At 67.3% G+C, this 17,018-nt stretch carries 15 protein-coding genes; 4 read left to right on the forward strand and 11 right to left on the reverse strand.

What is annotated here, in order from left to right:
- Positions 1-7: 7 nt before the first annotated feature.
- The 6 genes from gltB to NBT82_RS01715 all read right to left on the reverse strand — a co-directional run bounded on the left by gltB (position 8) and on the right by NBT82_RS01715 (position 8,950).
- Positions 8-4,540 (reverse strand): glutamate synthase large subunit, encoded by a 4,533-nt coding sequence (gene gltB, locus NBT82_RS01695; RefSeq protein ID WP_251329864.1) that lies wholly within the window; start codon positions 4,538-4,540, stop codon positions 8-10.
- A gap of 236 nt (positions 4,541-4,776) precedes the next feature.
- Positions 4,777-6,252 (reverse strand): proline--tRNA ligase, encoded by a 1,476-nt coding sequence (gene proS / locus NBT82_RS01700; protein WP_251329865.1) that lies wholly within the window; start codon positions 6,250-6,252, stop codon positions 4,777-4,779.
- A 49-nt stretch (positions 6,253-6,301) separates the two neighbouring features.
- Positions 6,302-7,066 (reverse strand): endonuclease V, encoded by a 765-nt coding sequence (locus tag NBT82_RS01705; RefSeq protein WP_251329866.1) that lies wholly within the window; start codon positions 7,064-7,066, stop codon positions 6,302-6,304.
- A gap of 4 nt (positions 7,067-7,070) precedes the next feature.
- A complete protein-coding gene (locus NBT82_RS01710) occupies positions 7,071-8,030 on the reverse strand; it encodes a rhomboid family intramembrane serine protease (RefSeq protein ID WP_251329867.1) in 960 nt (319 codons plus the stop codon).
- A 114-nt stretch (positions 8,031-8,144) separates the two neighbouring features.
- Positions 8,145-8,279, reverse strand: coding sequence for a hypothetical protein (locus NBT82_RS19990; RefSeq protein ID WP_256476664.1), 135 nt, complete (start codon positions 8,277-8,279; stop codon positions 8,145-8,147).
- A gap of 137 nt (positions 8,280-8,416) precedes the next feature.
- A complete protein-coding gene (locus NBT82_RS01715; protein WP_251329868.1) occupies positions 8,417-8,950 on the reverse strand; it encodes an inorganic diphosphatase in 534 nt (177 codons plus the stop codon).
- 329 nt (positions 8,951-9,279) lie between these two features.
- Here NBT82_RS01715 and NBT82_RS01720 point away from each other — a divergent pair, with 329 nt between their 5' ends.
- Positions 9,280-9,639 carry a PadR family transcriptional regulator gene (locus tag NBT82_RS01720; protein WP_251329869.1) on the forward strand — a complete coding sequence of 120 codons (360 nt, stop codon included), beginning with the start codon at positions 9,280-9,282 and terminating at the stop codon, positions 9,637-9,639.
- Here the strand turns inward: NBT82_RS01720 and NBT82_RS01725 are convergent.
- Positions 9,620-10,183, reverse strand: coding sequence for a DUF7108 family protein (locus tag NBT82_RS01725; RefSeq protein ID WP_251329870.1), 564 nt, complete (start codon positions 10,181-10,183; stop codon positions 9,620-9,622). The genes NBT82_RS01720 and NBT82_RS01725 overlap by 20 nt on opposite strands.
- Positions 10,176-10,769: a ribonuclease HI gene (gene rnhA, locus NBT82_RS01730; protein ID WP_251329871.1), complete on the reverse strand. Its 594-nt coding sequence runs from the start codon at positions 10,767-10,769 to the stop codon at positions 10,176-10,178. Before rnhA ends, NBT82_RS01725 begins: the two co-directional genes overlap by 8 nt.
- 111 nt (positions 10,770-10,880) lie before the next feature.
- Between rnhA and NBT82_RS01735 the strand changes: the two genes are divergently transcribed.
- From NBT82_RS01735 to nreA, 3 genes are all read left to right on the forward strand, one after another.
- The gene (locus NBT82_RS01735) at positions 10,881-11,762 is read left to right on the forward strand and encodes an alpha/beta fold hydrolase (protein WP_251329872.1); all 882 of its coding nucleotides are present in this window, start codon (positions 10,881-10,883) and stop codon (positions 11,760-11,762) included.
- Positions 11,763-11,880: 118 nt separating this feature from the next.
- On the forward strand, positions 11,881-12,849 hold the full coding sequence (locus tag NBT82_RS01740; RefSeq protein ID WP_251329873.1) for a transcription initiation factor IIB: 969 nt from the start codon (positions 11,881-11,883) through the stop codon (positions 12,847-12,849).
- Positions 12,850-12,887: 38 nt separating this feature from the next.
- Entirely contained in the window at positions 12,888-14,138 is a 1,251-nt protein-coding gene (gene nreA, locus NBT82_RS01745; RefSeq protein ID WP_251329874.1) for a DNA repair protein NreA, read from the forward strand.
- Between the two features lie 9 nt (positions 14,139-14,147).
- On the opposite strand, the gene NBT82_RS01750 is transcribed toward nreA, so the two are convergent.
- From NBT82_RS01750 to NBT82_RS01760, 3 genes are all read right to left on the reverse strand, one after another.
- Positions 14,148-15,695 carry a TrkH family potassium uptake protein gene (locus tag NBT82_RS01750; protein WP_251329875.1) on the reverse strand — a complete coding sequence of 516 codons (1,548 nt, stop codon included), beginning with the start codon at positions 15,693-15,695 and terminating at the stop codon, positions 14,148-14,150.
- Between the two features lie 87 nt (positions 15,696-15,782).
- Positions 15,783-16,223, reverse strand: coding sequence for a DUF302 domain-containing protein (locus NBT82_RS01755; protein WP_251329876.1), 441 nt, complete (start codon positions 16,221-16,223; stop codon positions 15,783-15,785).
- A 145-nt stretch (positions 16,224-16,368) separates the two neighbouring features.
- On the reverse strand, positions 16,369-17,007 hold the full coding sequence (locus tag NBT82_RS01760; protein WP_251331323.1) for a CPBP family intramembrane glutamic endopeptidase: 639 nt from the start codon (positions 17,005-17,007) through the stop codon (positions 16,369-16,371).
- Positions 17,008-17,018: the final 11 nt, after the last annotated feature.

Consider the following 17,018-nt stretch of genomic DNA (forward strand, 5'->3'; position numbering starts at 1 on the left):
GCGCCGTTCAGTCGTCGCCGGTCTGTACCGTTCCCGCGCCGATCTCGCCGCCGCCGGCCGCCGATGCCGGCTCCGGAAGTTCGTTGCGCACGTCCTCGCGGCTCTCCTCGGCGATGACCTCCGCGTAGGCGTCCGGCATCACTTTCGTGAAGTTTCGGGCCTCGCTTCCCCAGTCGTCGAGCAGCGCCGCCGCGCGGTCGCTGTCGGTGTACTCCGCATGGTTCTCGACCAACCGCCGGAGCATCGCCTCGTCGGCGTCCTCTAGGTCGTGGTGGAGCGTCACCATGCCCGTGTTGGCCCGCTCCTCGAAGTCACCCTCGGGATCGTAGACGTAAGCGACGCCCCCGGACATGCCGGCCGCGAAGTTCCGTCCCGTCTCGCCGAGGACGGCCACGACGCCTCCGGTCATGTACTCACAGCCGTGGTCGCCGACGCCCTCGACGACGGCTTTCACGCCGCTGTTGCGGACGGCGAACCGTTCACCGGCCAACCCGTCGACGTAGAGTTCGCCCTGCGTGGCGCCGTAGAGCGCGACGTTGCCGACGAGGATGTTGTCTTCGGGTTCGTAGGCCGCCGTCTCGGGCGTCCGGACGATCACTTTCCCGCCGGAGAGACCCTTGCCCACGTAGTCGTTGGCGGCGCCGACCAGTTCCATGGTCACGCCGTTCGCGAGGAAGGCGCCGAAGCTCTGGCCGGCGACGCCGTCGAACGTACAGGAGATGGTGTCCTCCGGGAGACCGCTCTCGCCGTAGCGCCGCGAGATGCGGTTCGAGAGCATCGCACCCACCGCCCGGTCGCCGTTCGAGATGTCCCGGCGGAGGTGTACCGGTTCGCCCTCCTCGATGGCGTCGGTGGCCGCCCCGATCAGATCGCGATCGAGGTGGTTCTCGACGTCCGCGTGCTTTTGCTCGCGAACCTTGTGGCGCTCGCCGGCCTCGGGTTCCGCGATGACCGCCGAGAGATCGAGATGTCGGGCCTTGGGGTGGTCGGTCTCCACCTGTTCGAGGAGTTCCGGTCGGCCGACCATCTCCTCGATCGTCCTGAAACCGAGGTCGGCCATGATCTCCCGCAGTTCCTGTGCGAGAAAGACCATGTAGTTGATGACGTGGTCCGGCTGTCCGGAGAAGCGTTCACGGAGGTCCTCGTCCTGCGTGGCGACGCCGGTCGGACAGTTGTTGGTGTGACAGATGCGTGCCATCACACAGCCGGAGGTGATGAGGCTGGCCGTCCCGAAGACGTACTCCTCGGCCCCGAGGAGCGCGGCGACGGCGACGTCCCGGCCAGTCATCATGCCGCCGTCGGTGGAGACGCGGATGCGGTCACGGAGCCCCGTCGCGCGGAGCATTTGATTGGCCTCGGCGACGCCGAGTTCCCACGGGAGACCGGCGTTCTTGATCGACGTCTTCGGGGACGCGCCGGTGCCGCCGGAGTGTCCCGAGATGTGCACCACGTCGGCGTTAGCCTTCGCGACGCCCGCGGCGATGGTGCCGATCCCCGCCTCGGCGACGAGTTTCACGTTGATGTCCGCCTCGGGGTTGGCGGTCTTCAGGTCGTGGATGAGTTGTTTGAGGTCCTCGATCGAGTAGATGTCGTGCAGCGGCGGCGGCGAGATGAGGCCGACACCCGGCGTCGAGTACCGGACGTGCGCGATCATCTCGTTGACCTTCTTGCCGGGGAGGTGGCCGCCCTCGCCGGGCTTGGAGCCTTGGGCCATCTTGATCTGCAGTTCGTCGGCCGAGGAGAGATAGTTGGAGGTGACACCGAAGCGGCCGGAGGCGACCTGCTTGATGTTGCACTCCTTTTCGGTACCGAACCGCTCGGGCGGTTCGCCGCCCTCGCCCGTGTTCGACTTCCCGCCGATGCGGTTCATGGCGATGGAGTTGGTCTCGTGGGCCTCCGGTGAGAGCGAGCCGAGCGACATGGCCGCCGTCGAGAAGCGCTCGACGATTTCGTGGACCGGCTGGACCTCCTCCAGCGGGATCGACTCGCGGTCGCTGTCGAACTCCAGGAGCCCCCGCAACGTCTGGAGGTTCTCCCGCTGATCGTTGATCAGGTCCGCGAACTCCTGGTACTTCTCGTAGCTCCCCGACCGGACCGCCTGCTGGAGCGTGCCCACGGTCTTCGGGTTCCACTGGTGGTGGATCCCGTTCGATCGGTGTTCGTACTCGCCCTGTCGTTCGAGGTCCGGATCGTCCTCGAAGGCGACCGCGTGGCGGGTCTCCAGGTCGTCTTCGAGCTGGTCGATGCCGATGCCCTCGGTGCGGATCTCCGTCCCCTCGAAGTACTCGCGGACGAAGTCCGACGAGAGGCCGACGGCCTCGAAGATCTGGGCGCCCTGGTAGCTCTCGACGGTCGAGATTCCCATCTTCGCCATCGTCTTCAGGAGGCCGTCCTCGAGGGCCTTCGTGTAGTGAGCGATGGCCTCCGACTCGTCGGCACCGTCGGGTCCTGCGACGATGTCGGTGATGCTCTGGTAGGCGAGGTAGGGGTTGACGGCGTCGGCCCCGTATCCCACGAGCGTGGCGAGGTGGTGGACCTCGCGTGGATCGCCGGATTCGATGGCGAGCCCGGCGTGATTGCGGAGGCCGTTGCGGACCAGCGCGTGGTGGACGCCACCGGTCGCGAGCAGGCTGGGGATGGGGACCCGATCCGGCCCGGTCGCCCGGTCGGAGAGGACGACGACGTCGGCGCCGTCCTCGATGGCCTCCCGCGCGTCGCGGCGCAGACGCTCCATCGCGCTCTGCAGGTTCCCGCCTTTCTCGTAGGTCATGTCCACGACGGTCGAACTGAACTCCCCGTCGAGATCCTTGATCGCCGCGGTCTGGGCGTCGGTCAGGACCGGCGAGTCGACGACGAGTTGGCGGGCGTGTTCCGGCGTCTCGTCGAGCAGGTTGCGCTGCGGACCGAGCCGCGACTCGAGACTCGTCACCAGCTCCTCGCGGATGTAGTCGATCGGTGGGTTCGACACCTGCGCGAACAGCTGCTTGAAGTAGGTGAACAGCGGGCGGTTGAAGTCCGACAGCACCGACAGCGGCGTGTCGTCGCCCATCGACCCGACGGGGTCCTTGCCGTCCTCGGCCATCGGTTCGACCAGGTGATCGAGCTGGTCGTGGGTGTAGCCGAAGGCCGATTGGTGGGTACGCAGCGACTCGACGCGGGCGCGGGGTTCGTAGTCCTCGGCCGCCCGCTCGTCGAGGTGGCGCTGTTCGCGGTCGACCCACTCGCCGTACTTCTCGTCGGTGAGGTCGTCGAACACCTCGTCGTCGGGCACGACGCGTCCTTCCTCGGGGTCCGCGACGAGCAACTGACCGGGCTGGAGGCGGTGTCGCTCCTCGATCTCCGAGGGGTCGATATCGAGCGCACCGGCCTCGCTCGCCATGATGAGGCGGCCGTCCTTGGTCACGTCGTACCGGCAGGGCCGGAGCCCGTTGCGGTCGAGCGCCGCGGCGATCCGGTCACCGTCGGTGCCGACGACCAGCGCCGGGCCGTCCCAGGGCTCGACGAGGCTCGCGTGGTAGTCGTAGAAGTCCTTGCGCTCTTGGCTCATCGCGTCGTCCTTGCGGAACGCTTCGGGGATGAGCATCCGGAGCGCATGGGGGAGGTCACGCCCGCCCTGAACGAGCAGTTCGAGGGCGTTGTCGACGGAGGCCGTGTCGCTCTGGTTGGGGTCGTTGATGATCGGCTTGAGCGTGTCGATGTCGTCGCCGAAGGCCGGATGTTCGAGGTCCGTCTCCCGGGCCCGCATCCAGTTGATGTTCCCACGGATCGTGTTGAACTCGCCGTTGTGGATGATGTTGCGGTACGGGTGAGCGAGATGCCACGCGCCGAGCGTGTTCGTCGAGAAGCGCGCGTGAACGAGCACGAGCGTCGACTTCACGCGTTCGTCGACGAGGTCCGGGTAGTACGTCGGCAACTGCGTGGCCTTGAGCAACCCCTTGTAGACGAGGGTGTCACGGTCGAGCGAACAGATGTAGAACCGTCCGGCCCCCGCCGAGTCGAGTTCCTCGATGGCGTTCTCGACGGCACGGCGAGCGACGTAGAGCGCGCGGTCGAACGCGTCGTCGTCCATCTCCTCGCTCGGTCGGACGAACGGCTGCTGAACGTACGGCTCGGAGTCGAGGGCCGTCTGCCCGAGTTCGTGGTTGTCCGTCGGGACGTCCCGCCAGTGGAACACTTCGAGGCCGTGTTCGGCGAGCGTCCGTTCGAAGATGGTCATGAGTCCCTGTCGAGCCGCCCCATCTCGAGGCATGAACACCGACCCGACCGCGTAGGTGCCGGACAGGTCTGCGTCGACGACTGCCTCGAAGAACTCGTCGGGACGCTGGATCATAATGCCAGCGCCGTCGCCGGTGGCTTCCTCGGCCCCCGTGGTACCTCGATGTTCGAGGTTGATGAGCAGGTCGATGCCGTCGGCGACCGTCTCGTGGGAGTCGCCGCCGTCCAGATCGAGGACGACGCCGACGCCACAGTTCGATCGCTCGTCCGTGGGGTCCGCCAGCCCCCGCTGATCGGCGTGGGCGTCTCTCCGCGGCTTGGTCATACGCCACATACCACGTTCCGACTTATTAGCCTGTTCCTGTTAGTGTAAGGCTTCATTAGTCACATACAAGGTAATATATATTATATTAATTCCACCGTATACCTTGGCGGATAAAAATAACGAACGATCGTGGTCGATGCTCCCTGGCCGAGACTCACCGTGGACGTCACACTCTCGGGCGGACGTCGATCAGAATGGTCGCCGCCCCGGCCTCGAAACGGTTACGACCAGCGGTATCAGTACGATCGGGCGAAGTAGGCGGTTTCGACGGCGTCGTCGTCACAGAGCGCACAGGTCTCGCCGTCGTGGATGGGCTCGGTGTCGCTCTCGCTGCCCTCGAAGGGCACGAGGACGATCTCGGCGGCCACCTGCTCTTTGATCTTCGCCTCGCAATCTTCGTCGCCACACCACGGCGCCTTGACGTAACCGCTGTGCTGGCCGATCGTGCCGAGGATCTCGGCCCGGTCGGACGCCTCGCGGACGTTCTCGGTCAGGTTCTCCTCGGCGGCGGCGTAGAGCTTGGCGTGGACGGTGTCGAGGTGGTCCCGAATGGTCGCCACGATGCCCTCCCGGTCGGCCTCCGCGGACTCGCCGTCCGGTCGGTGGACGAGCGTCGTGGTCCCCTCCTCGACCTCGTTGGGACCGACCTCGATCCGGACCGGGACTCCCTTCAGCTCCCACTCGTTGAACTTGAACCCGGGGTTGTGCTCGTCGCGGTCGTCGAGTTCGACGCGGACGCCCGCCGCCCGGAGGTCGTCGGCGATGCCCTCGGCGTACGCCAGCACGTCATCTTTCGTCTCCTCCTGCCAGATGGGGACGATCACGACCTGTTCCGGCGCCATCGCCGGCGGCAGGACGAGCCCTTGGTCGTCGCTGTGGGTCATGACGAGCGCCCCGAGCGCCCGCCAGGACAGCCCCCACGAGGTGGTGTGGGCCACGCGTTCGTCCTCGTTCTCGTCGGTGAACGTGATGTCGAACGCCTCCGCGAAGCTCTGGCCGAGGTAGTGGCTGGTCGCGCCCTGGACCGACTTGCCGTCGGGCATCAAGGCCTCGACGGTCGTCGTCGTGTCCGCGCCGGGGAACTTGTCGTGTTCGGGCTTTTTCCCGCGGAGGACCGGCATCGCGAGGACGTCCTCATACACCTCCTCGTACTGGTCGAGGCGGGTGATCGTCTCGGACCAGGCGCTCTCCTCGCTCGCGTGTGCGGTGTGGCCCTCCTGCCAGAGGAACTCCTTGGTCCGGAAGAAGGGCTTGGTTTCGGTGGCCTCCCACCGGATCACGCTACACCACTGGTTGACACGCATCGGGAGGTCGCGGTAGCTCCGGATCCACTGGCTCAGGTACGGTGCGATGATGCTCTCGCTGGTCGGACGGACTGCGAGGCGCTCTTCCAGTTCGTCGTAGCCGCCCTGCGTGACCCACGCCACCTCGGGGTCGAACCCCTCGACGACATCCTTCTCGCGTTCCAGATACGACTCGGGGATCAACATCGGGAAGTAGGCGTTCTGCACGCCGGTCGCCTTGAACCGCGCGTCGAGTTCGTTCCGAATCGTCTCCCAGAGCGCGTAGCCGCGAGGGCGCGTGACGATGAACCCACTCATGCCCTCGGGACCGTAGTTCGCCAGCCCGGCCTTGCGGACGACTTCGGCGTACCACTCGCCGGTGCTGTATTCTTTCGACTCGGTGATGCCGAGTTCCTGATCGTCGCTCATTAGCGGGAAGTGACGGAGATACGGCTTAAAACGTGCGGAGCGCCGCTGGCTACCCGAGCCCAGCCTTGCAATCGTCGGCGTACGCGTCGGCCAGTCGTGTTGGCTCCGGAAGCTTGTAGCCCCCGCCGAGTCGTTCGACGACCTCGACGGCCGTCTCGGCGCTCACCCGGTGGCCCGGACTCACGTACAGCGGGTTGATCACGGGGTTCGAGTCGTACTGGCGCGACTGGTAGGTGTAGCCGAGGACGGTCCCCTCGGGGGCGTCGACGCCGTCGTCCGCGAGCACTGGCGCGCGCCAGCCCGCCGGCCGGCCGTCGACGTCCGCCTCGATCCGACCACAGAGCAGACTCTTCGCCACCCCGACGCTCGGCACGTCGAGGACGACGCCGAGGTGGGTGGCGAGGCCGGCCTGCCGGAAGTGGATGCGCCCGCTCCCGTCGAAGACGACGAGGTCCGGGTCCGCGTCGAGCGCCTCGAACGCCGCGAGGATCGGCCCGCCCTCACGGAAGGAGAGCAGCCCCGGGACGTACGGCACCGCCAGATCCGTCACCGCGTGTGCGCGTTCGATCACCTCGCCACCCCGGAGACAGACGACGGCGCTCACCGCACGGCCGTCGAGGAAGGCCTGATCCACGCCGGCGACGAGGGGGCGGTCCCCCCCGAGAGTGGCGTCCTCGGCCAGCGAGATCGATGCCGGATCGACGCCGAGGTCGTCCGCGAACCGCGCCGCGTCCGCGACCCGTCGCTGGAGCGACTCCATCTCCGCGCGGGACTGCGAGGGATCGGGGACGAACTCGGGGCGGGCGGGCGTCACGCTCTCACCGCCGACCGGGGCCGCCCGGCCCACCGGGGCCGCCCGGTCCGCCCGGACCCCGCCCGCCGCCGAAGGTCAACTGGTCGGGGACGCGACTGGGACGTTTGATCCGCTTGCCGTACGCCAGGCCGATCACGAGGCCGATCAGGTGGGCGAGGTGGGCGACGTTGCCCTGGCCCACCGAGGAGGCGGACTGCGGGGAGAGGAAAAAGAGCACGGAGATGACCGCGAAGCCGGCGGTGAACAGCCACAGCGGGATGGGAATGATGAAATAGAGGTAGATCCGGAGGCCGGGGTTGAGGACGGTGAGGACGCCGAGGATGGCGAAGATGGCGCCGCTGGCGCCGACGACGCTCACGACCCCCGTCGGACCGAGCGAACCGAGGACGATGCTGACTCCGACGAATCCCAGGCCGGCCAGGGCACCCGTGGCGAGAAAGAGGGCGGCGAAGCGCTTCGACCCGGTGTAGCGCTCGACCAGCGGGCCGAAGAAGTACAGCACGATGCTGTTGCCGGCGATGTGGTAGAGACCGCCGTGGGCGAAGACGGAGGTGATCCAGGTCCAGACGTACAGAAGGTGGTCGGACCGGAGGACGAACAGCGTCGCCATCGCCTCCCGTCCCGCCAGGCCGCGGACGAGCAACTGCAGGGCGAACGTGATCCACATGAGCGCGAGAAAGAGGTACGCGACGTTGCCCCTGAAGTACGCGAGGACGCCGCCGGTGCCGGTCAGCGATCCGTCGAGGCTGGGCAGACGCCCGAGGAGGCCACCGTCGCTTCCCCCCTCGTCACGAACGCCGTCGTCGAAGCCGCTATCGAACACGCCGGACGGGTCGTCCCACTCGTTCAACCCCGGACAGTCGTGGTTCTCCGGAAGCCGGTGTTCCGCACAGAACGTCCCACCGCAGCGCCGACACTGGTACGGCAGGTTCTCGTGGCTGCCGCACTCGTCGCACTGAGCCATTGCCATTGCGTAGTGGCGGGGTCGATAAAAAGGGGGGCGGTCGATCATCCGTCTCCGTGTCGGCGCGCGTGGCCGCCGTAACTCGGTGACGCCCGACCGCCGGATCCCGTGCGATCAGGTGTGAGAACGGCTCCAACCGGGACCGGACCGATCAGCGGCCTCCGACTGGGCCGAGCCGTCGTCCCCGTCGTAGTTCGACGGCACGACGGTCACGTGGTCGAGGCCCGGGTGGGTGCTGGTGTCGTCCATACGGGTCGCTACGGGGCTCGCCGCCAAAAGATTACCCATGCGCATAATTCATGCACCGGGTAGGTCACATAACTGGGGGGAATGATACCCAGTCGTAGGGACCGGTGGAACCCCGAACGTATCGACGACGATCCGTATCAGGCGAACGTCTCGTCGTAGAGGTCGATGGCGTGTTCGATGGCCTCCTTCGCGGCGGCCTTGTCCTCCCAGCCAAGCGTCTCGACTTCCTTGCCCTCCTCGAGGTTCTTGTACGTCGCGAAGAACTCGTCGATCTCGTCGAGGGTCTGCTGGGGGATGTCGTCGAGGTCCCGGTAGTGGTCGAACCGCGGGTCCTCGGTCGGGACGGCGATGACCTTGTCGTCCTGTTCGCCGTCGTCGTCCATCTTCATCAGGGCGATCGGCCGGGCCTCGACGATACAGCCGGGGAACGTGGCATCCTCGACGAGGACGAGCACGTCGAAGGGGTCCTCGTCGTCGTAGTACGACTGGGGGATGAACCCGTAGTCGCTCGGGTAGTGGACGTTGCTGTGGAGTACCCGGTCTAGGACGACGCCGGGAACGTCCTTGTCGTACTCGTACTTGTTGCGCTCGCCTTTGAGACACTCGACGACGGCGGTGATCGTCTCGGGCGGGTTCGGGCCGGGTTCGAGGTCTTCCCAGAGGTTTACCATACCCATACGACGGCCGAACCGCCAAATAGGCCTTTCGGGACCGCTCACGGGAACACGAATGAAAAAGTACATGAATGCCCGTCCCCGAGTTGACCTGACACGAACTGGTGGCAGGTGGTACCGGGCCGCCGACCGCCTGTGTCTTTCCGGGCCAGAGCGCACGGCCGACGACGACCGGGCAGTCGTCGTCACGGACGGCGTGTACCAACCGGTCCAACCACCGATATGTCCACAATAGTTAACGACGGATTCCGCCGTGCCGTGCTCTAATTCTCACGCTTAAGAACGAGTTGAGAAAGGTTAAATATCCCCGTGACATGTTTTTCAGTATGTCAGAGGCACAAGCAGTAAGCAGCAGTCCCGGCATCGTTCGCGATCTGACCGCGTTCCAGCACAACATCCTCGTCATCCTCTCGGAGGAACCGATGTACGGGCTGGCGATCAAACGCCAGCTCGAGGAGTACTACGGAACCGAAGTGAACCACGGTCGCCTGTACCCCAACCTCGACAACCTCGTCGAGATGGACCTCGTCGAGAAGAGCGAACTCGACAAGCGGACGAACCAGTACGAACTGACCGAGGAAGGTCACGAGGCCGTCCTCAACCGACTCGACTGGGAGCTCTCGAAGTTCGTCACGGACGACGACCGCGCCGACTCGGTTCGGGACCTCATCGACGCGCAGAACTGAACTCGGGCATCTCCGTTTCCGTCGCCGCGTACACGTGTTCGAGCGACCGCTCGACTGCGTCGCGTTGCTCGTCGCTCGGCCACGCGTTCCGCGGGAAATACTCCGTCAGGAACTCCCGTAGCTCCGCCGCCGTCGCCGTCTCGACGCGGCGGGCGTAGTGGTTCCCCATGAAGTCCGCGAAGGCGCGTGCGTTGGCGGCGTGGGGCTCCCCCGCCCGCTCGCGCACGCGCTCGACGACGTCCGCGTTGTGCGCCTCGACCGCGTCCCACTCCTCCGCGTCGCCACCTCCGGAGAGCGGAATCTCGACCGCGCGATCGGTGTCCTCGATGCGCTCGATCCGTGCCGTGTCGCCCTCTAGCCACTCGGCCGGGTGGAGGACGAGCGTCTCGTCGGCCTCGCGGACGCGCGCGGTGTAGCCGTGCGCGGCGAGACGCTCGTCGCGGTCGCGCTCGTAGGCCGCCGCCTCCTCGTCGTCGACCGCCCGTCGGGCCAGTCGGGTCAGCCGTTCGGCCTCCTGCTGGAGGTCCCGTGGCAGATCAGTCATCGTCGAGTGCCTCGTTCGCCAGTCGGTCGGCCCGGTCGTTTATCTCCCGCGGAACGTGCTCCAGCGACCAGCGGTCGAACCCGGCGAGCAACTCTCGAACCGTCACCCGCCGTTCCCGCAACCCCGGGTCGTTCGCGTTCCACTCCCCGCGGACCTGCTTGACGATCAGCTCCGAGTCACCGCGGACGTCCACCTCGTCGAAGCCGTGATCCCGGGCGACCTCCAGTGCGCGGATCAGCGCCTCGTACTCCGCCCGGTTGTTCGTCGTCTCGCCGATGGTCCCGCTTCCCTCGTCGACGATCCCGTCGCCGGAGACGATGACCCACCCTACCGCGGCCGGTCCAGGATTGCCGCGACTCGCTCCGTCGAAGTAGACGTGCGCCCGCCCGCCAGCCTCCGAGAGGAGGGCGGTCAGATCCGTCGGCCGGGCGCCTTGGACGACCACGCTGTCGTCGTAGGCGACGGCTACCGCGTCGCCGCGTTCCGCCCGCCAGCGTTCGTGGTCCGTGTTCCCCGTCACCACCTCGACGTCGGCCGCCTCCAGCCGTCGCCGTGCGTCGTCGGGGTCACAGTCGATGGTCGGCATCGACCCCACTTCGGGCGACCCACTCAAAGGCGGTTCGTTCCGTCACGGTCACCCCCTTTCCCGGCTCGCCGTTTCGTCACCTACTTTCGAGTCCCGTGCCGACCACCAGCCATGGTTCCCGACGCCGACGGCGCCCTCCGAACCGTCTCGACGGCCGCCGACCGACGCGTCTCCTACGCCGAGTACGGCGACCCGGACGGCACTCCGGTCCTGTTCCTCCACGGGACGCCGGGATCACACGTCCTCGGTGGACTCTTCGACCCCGAGGCTACCCGTGCAGGGGTTCGTCTGCTCGCCCCCGACCGTCCGGGCTACGGCCGTTCGACACCGTGGCCGACACGGACTCTCGCCGACACCGCCGCGTTCGTCACCCCCGTCCTCGACGACGCCGGCGTCGACGTGGCGGGGGTCGTCGGCTTCTCCGGCGGCGGCCCCCACGCCCTCGCGCTCGCGGCGACGCGTCCGGCCCGGATCGAACGCGTCGACGTCGTCGCCGGTGCCCCGCCGCCGTCGCTCGACCACCGCCCCCCGACCGCCCAGCGGCTCCTCGCGACCCTCGCCACCGTCGCACCGCCGCTCCTCCGCGGGCTCTTCGGCGTGCAGGCGTGGGTCGCCGATCGGCTCCCGCCCCGGACCGTCGTCGCCCAGTACACCACGACGACGGACCCGGCCGACCTCCCCGACGACGTCGTCGAACGCGTCCGCCGGGACTTCGTCGCCGCGTTCGCCCACCACCGACACGGCGCGGTCACGGAGTTCGACCTCCTCGATCGGGCGTGGGACGTCTCGCCGTCGCGGATCGACGTCCCGGTTCACCTCTGGCACGGCGACCGGGACGCGAACGCACCCCTCGCCGGCGCACGGCATCTGCGCGAGCGGGTGCCGACCGCCGACCTCACCGTCCTCGACGGGGCGGATCACCTGTCGACGCTCCTGCGGAGTCGGACGCCCGTCCTCGACGGGCAGCGTGCCGCCCCGACGGGCGGCGAGTGATCGCCGTCGCCCCGGCGACCCGCCGAGACGCCGTGAATGCGCCCAGTGAGCGTCCCACGGATTCGCCCGTCTCCGGCCAAGGATTTAAGTAACCGCCAACTACGACTATAAAAACGCGATGACACGGCCCACCCGCCAGCGGGAAGACCGAACGCGATGGCAGGGCGAGGAGGAGGGGGAAACCGAGGACGCCGACGTCGACCTCGACGATCTCGATCCGGAGGACCTCGTCAGGACGGCCGACGGCGAACTGATCCACGAGGAGACCGGCCTCATCATCGAGGAGGAGCAGATCGACCCCGGTCCGGAGTGGCGGGCGTTCAACCACCAGGAACGACAGGAGAAATCGCGGGTGGGCGCACCGACCACCCAGACGATGCACGACAAGGGGTTGACGACGACGATCGACTGGAAGGACAAGGACGCCTACGGTCGCTCGATCTCCTCACGGAAGCGCTCGCAGATGCACCGGTTGCGGAAGTGGCAAGAGCGGATCCGAACGAAAGACGCGGGCGAGCGCAACCTCCAGTTCGCGCTGAGCGAGATCGACCGGATGGCCTCGGCGCTCGGCGTCCCTCGCTCTGTCAGGGAGGTGGCGTCGGTGATCTATCGGCGCGCTCTCAACGAGGACCTCATCCGCGGGCGCTCGATCGAGGGGGTCGCCACCGCCGCCCTCTACGCCGCCTGTCGTAAGGAGGGTATCCCCCGGTCGCTGGAGGAGATCTCCGAGGTCTCGCGGGTCGAACGCAAGGAGATCGGGCGCACCTACCGCTACATCTCGCAGGAACTCGGTCTGGAGATGAAACCCGTCGATCCCAAGAAGTACGTGCCGCGTTTCTGTTCGGAACTCGAACTCAGCGAGGAGGTACAGTCGAAGGCCAACGAGATCATCGAGACGACCGCCGAGAAGGGGCTGCTGTCCGGCAAGTCGCCGACCGGCTACGCCGCCGCGGCCATCTACGCCGCTTCGCTGCTCTGCAACGAGAAAAAGACCCAGCGCGAGGTTGCCGACGTGGCCCAGGTGACCGAGGTCACCATCCGCAACCGGTATCAGGAACAGATCGAGGCGATGGGCATCCACAGCTAGCGCGATAGGTTCAAACCCTCTCCACCGCTATCGCCGCTATGCGCCTCGACGACTTCGTCGACATCGAGGCCAACGAACGCGCCGAGCGACGGCGCCTCGCGAAGGAGAAGTCCTACGAGATCCTCGATCACGTCGAGTCGGTCGCCGACCGGGTGGAGCGGACCGTCTCGGGCGACGCGGTCGTGGGCAGCGTCTCGCCCTCCATCTTCGTCGGCCGGTCGAACTACCCGGAGGTGTCGACCGGCATCCTCTCGCCGGTCGGCAACGAGAGCGAGGCCGACAGCTACGTCACCAGCGGCGTGTGGTACGACGAGGGCGTCGACCTGACGGAGGTGTTTCGCCGACGGACCAGCCTGCTCAACTCCCGGCGGTCCGCGTCGGTCGACGTCTCGGAGACGTGGGACGGCTTCGTCGGCGTCGGCCGCGAGGTGGCCATCGCCGACCGTCCGGTCGACGTGGAGATCGGTCTCGACGGCGACCCCCGGATCGACTTCGACGCCGACGGCGCCGCGCCGCCGACCGGGCCGAGCGCCCCCGCCCGCTCCGCGACCCTCGGCGAGAACCCGCACGTTCCCAGAGCGGTCGAAAAGACTCTGGAGGACGACGACTGGCGCGCCGAAGGCGCCATCAACTACCTCTACCGCCGCGGGTTCGACGTCTACGAGGTGAACACCATCCTCTCGGCGGGGGCGCTGGGGCGGGGGGACCACCGGCGACTCGTCCCGACGCGGTGGTCGATCACTGCCGTCGACGACACCGTCGGACAGTTCCTCCGTGGCTCGCTCCGGGATGCACCGAGCGTGAACGGGGTGGAGATCCACCGCAACGAGTTCCTCGGCAACGCCTACTGGGTGGTGTTGGCCCCGGGCCAGTGGGAGTACGAACTCGTCGAACTGAAGGCGCCGGGGAGCGTCTGGAACCCCGATCCGGAGGCGGGGATGTGGCTGGCAGCGGACCGCGAGGGCTACGAGGGGCGGACGGGATACGTCGAGGAGACGGCCGGCGCATACCACGCCGCCCGACTGGCGGTCCTCGAACACCTCGACGACCGGGGGCGGCAAGCGAAATGTCTCGTCCTCCGGCACGTCTCCGACGATTACTGGGGGCCGGCGGGCGTCTGGCAGGTCCGCGAAGGCGTCCGACACGCCTTCGAGGGTGAACACGCGACCGCCGAGACGCTCGCCGACGCGGTACGGGGCGTCGTCGACTACCTACCTGCCTCGCTCGCAGCCCTCAGGCGCAAGTCGACGATGGTCGCCGGCCTCCAAACGACGCTCGATCGATTCTGAGCCGCCGACTCACCACCGATAGAACGACGGCGTGAAGATGACGAGCACCGAGAGCACTTCCAGGCGCCCGATCCACATCAGAAAGACCATGTAGAGCTTGGCGGCGTTCGAGAACGGCAGGAAGCTGTCCATCGGCCCGACGACGCCGAACCCCGGGCCGACGTTCCCGAGGGTTGCGATGGCGACGCTCATCGCGTCGAGCCCCGACAGCGACACTGTGGGCGTCCGGAAACTGTCGAGATAGAGTGCGACGGTCGAGAGGGCAAACAGCAACAGGAAGAGCAACACGAACACGAAAACGTCCCGGATCGCCCCCTCGTCGACGGGCTCTCCCTCTAGCCTGAGTGGCCTGACGGCTTCGGGGTGGACGGACGTAAACAGCGCCCGGCCGATCGACCGCTTGACGAGCACCCACCGAACGATCTTGATCGATCCAGCGGCCGATCCCGCCGACCCGCCGAGGAAGTACGCGAACAGCAGGATCGTCCGTGCGGACGCGTCCCAACTGTTGACGTCCATGCTCGCGTACCCGGTGGTCGTCACGATGGCGATCACCTGAAAGAGCCCCTGGCGGAGCGCCTTCTCGACGTTGCCGGGGATCACGCCGACGGCCGGCGTCGTTCCGGTGAGCCCGACACCGACATAGAGGAGCGCCGAGAGGACGGCCCCGAAGCCGGCCATGGCGAGCAGGTACGACCGGAACTCCGTGTTGTCGAACAGCCGCCGGGGTTTTCCGTCGAGGACGTACCAGAACAGGGCGAAGTTGGTCCCCGCGACGATCATGAACGGCATCATCATCCACTGGACGGCGGGGGCGAACGCCTCGGCGCTCCGAGCCTCGGGCGAGAAGCCGCCGGTCGGCAGCGTCGTCAGCGCGTGGGCGACCGCGTTGTAGAGGTGCATGTTCGGCGCGACGCCGAGCAGATGCAGGCCGTAGTAGGCCACCGCCGCGAGGACGGTGACTCCGGCGTAGATGCTCCACAGTGCGCGTGCAGTCTCCCGAATCCGCGGTGTCAGTTTCTCCAGTGCGAGCCCCGGCGCCTCCCGGTCGATGACCTGGGCCCCCCCGACCGACAGCTCGGGCAGGATGGCGATCATCAACACGAGGAGGCCCATCCCGCCGAGCCACTGGGTGAGCTGGCGCCACAGCAACATCGCGTGCCCGTGGCGCTCGACCGAGAGTGTACCGAGGACCGTCGCACCGGTCGTGGTGAACCCGCTCATACTCTCGAACATCGCGTTGACGGGGGTCGCGATCGTCCCCGTCCCGGCGACGAGGTAGGGGATGGTCCCCAGCAGGGGGACGACCAGCCACGCCAGGCTCACGAGCAGGAACGCCTCCCGGTTGCCCAACTCGCCGTCGCCCCGCAGCCGTTCGAGAAACACACCACAGCTGACCATGGCGGCGCTCGTCGCGACGAACGGGAGCGGGTCCTCGCCGTAGTATATCGCCAGGACGAACGGAGCCACCGGGGTGACACCGATGTACTTGAGCACCGTTCCGACGTAGGCCACCGTCACCCGGTAGTCGATGTACGCGCGGTGCCTGCGGGCCATTCGTCCCTACCTCTCACGAGAAACGGATGATCGTTTCGCCGTGTGCGGTTGGGCGTAGCACGCCTCGGCGACCGCAACTGATCACGGCTACAGCGCGGCGAAGGCCGCGTCGACCATCTCGCCCGTGTCCGCGACGATGGCCGCCATCTCATCGTCGTCGGGCGAGAGGCCGACAAGCCGGCCGATGCGCATGATACTGACGTGATAGACGGTCTGCACGCCCGGCGACTCCTCCCAGACGACCACGTTACACGGGAAGAGTGCGCCCATTCGGCCGTCGCTGACGTCGAGGACGCGGTCGGCCATCGTGGGGTTGCACGCCCCGAGTACGTAGTAGGGGTCGCGATCCGCGTCGACCTTCTCGTTGAGGAGGTCCGAAGGCGAGAACTCCACCGGGACGCCGAAGCCCGCCGCCTCGAACGTCTCCCGGACGTGTTCGATCGCCGCCTCGTGGTCCATCTCAAGGGTTGCGCGCTGTTCGCCGACGTCCGCCGGGTCCACGGCGGTCGGGTCGATCGGGAGCGTCATGTGTACCTTCGACAACGACGCCACGACACAAAAGTTGGTCGTCAGGGCTATCGTAGCGATTGAAACTGGTTGCTCAGCCGATCGGACGCAGTACTGCGATCGGCTGCGTAATGACTTTCAATCGCTACTATACATCGGCCGTCCCCTACAGCGGCACGGGGAGCCACGACAGCGCCCGCACGGCCGTCGTCGTCGGGACGAGCGGCGGATGAAGCACCAGCCAGTCGAGGAGCGCCAGCCCGAAGCCGTGGGCGACGACCGAGGGGACGATCGACTCGCTCCGGTAGTCGACGGCGCCGAAGAGCACGTCGGTCGGTGCCGACAGCGCGAGTTCGATCGGCGGCTTGTGGACGTGGTGAAAGGCGTAGACCACGGGACTGATGAAGATGCTCTTGGCGCCGAGTTCGCGCACCCCGACACAGAGCAACCCGCGGTAGTACGTCTCGGCGGCCGCGGCGACGACGAACTGGGCGGCGGCGTGTGGCAGGAACTGGACGAGTGCGGTGTCGGTCGCCCACATCGGGTAGTAGGTCCGGATCGTCGGCAGCGACGCTCCGACGACGTAGAAGGGCGTGACGAACAGGGCGAGGGCGACGGTGTTGCGGAGCGCGCGCCGGTCGAGGCGCCAGCCGAGGTCGCGCCCCCGAGCGAGCGCCAGCGCGCCCGGCAGGCAGACGAACAGCGTCACGTCGCGAACCACGCGCGCCGGGAGGCTGGTGGACGGCACGCTCCAGAGCGACCAGAGAACGGAGAGACCGAGACCGGCGAGCAGCGAGAGCCGCACCCAGGAGAACC

The sequence above is a fragment of the Haloplanus sp. HW8-1 genome (genome assembly GCF_023703795.1).
Classification (GTDB): Archaea; Halobacteriota; Halobacteria; order Halobacteriales; family Haloferacaceae; genus Haloplanus; species Haloplanus pelagicus.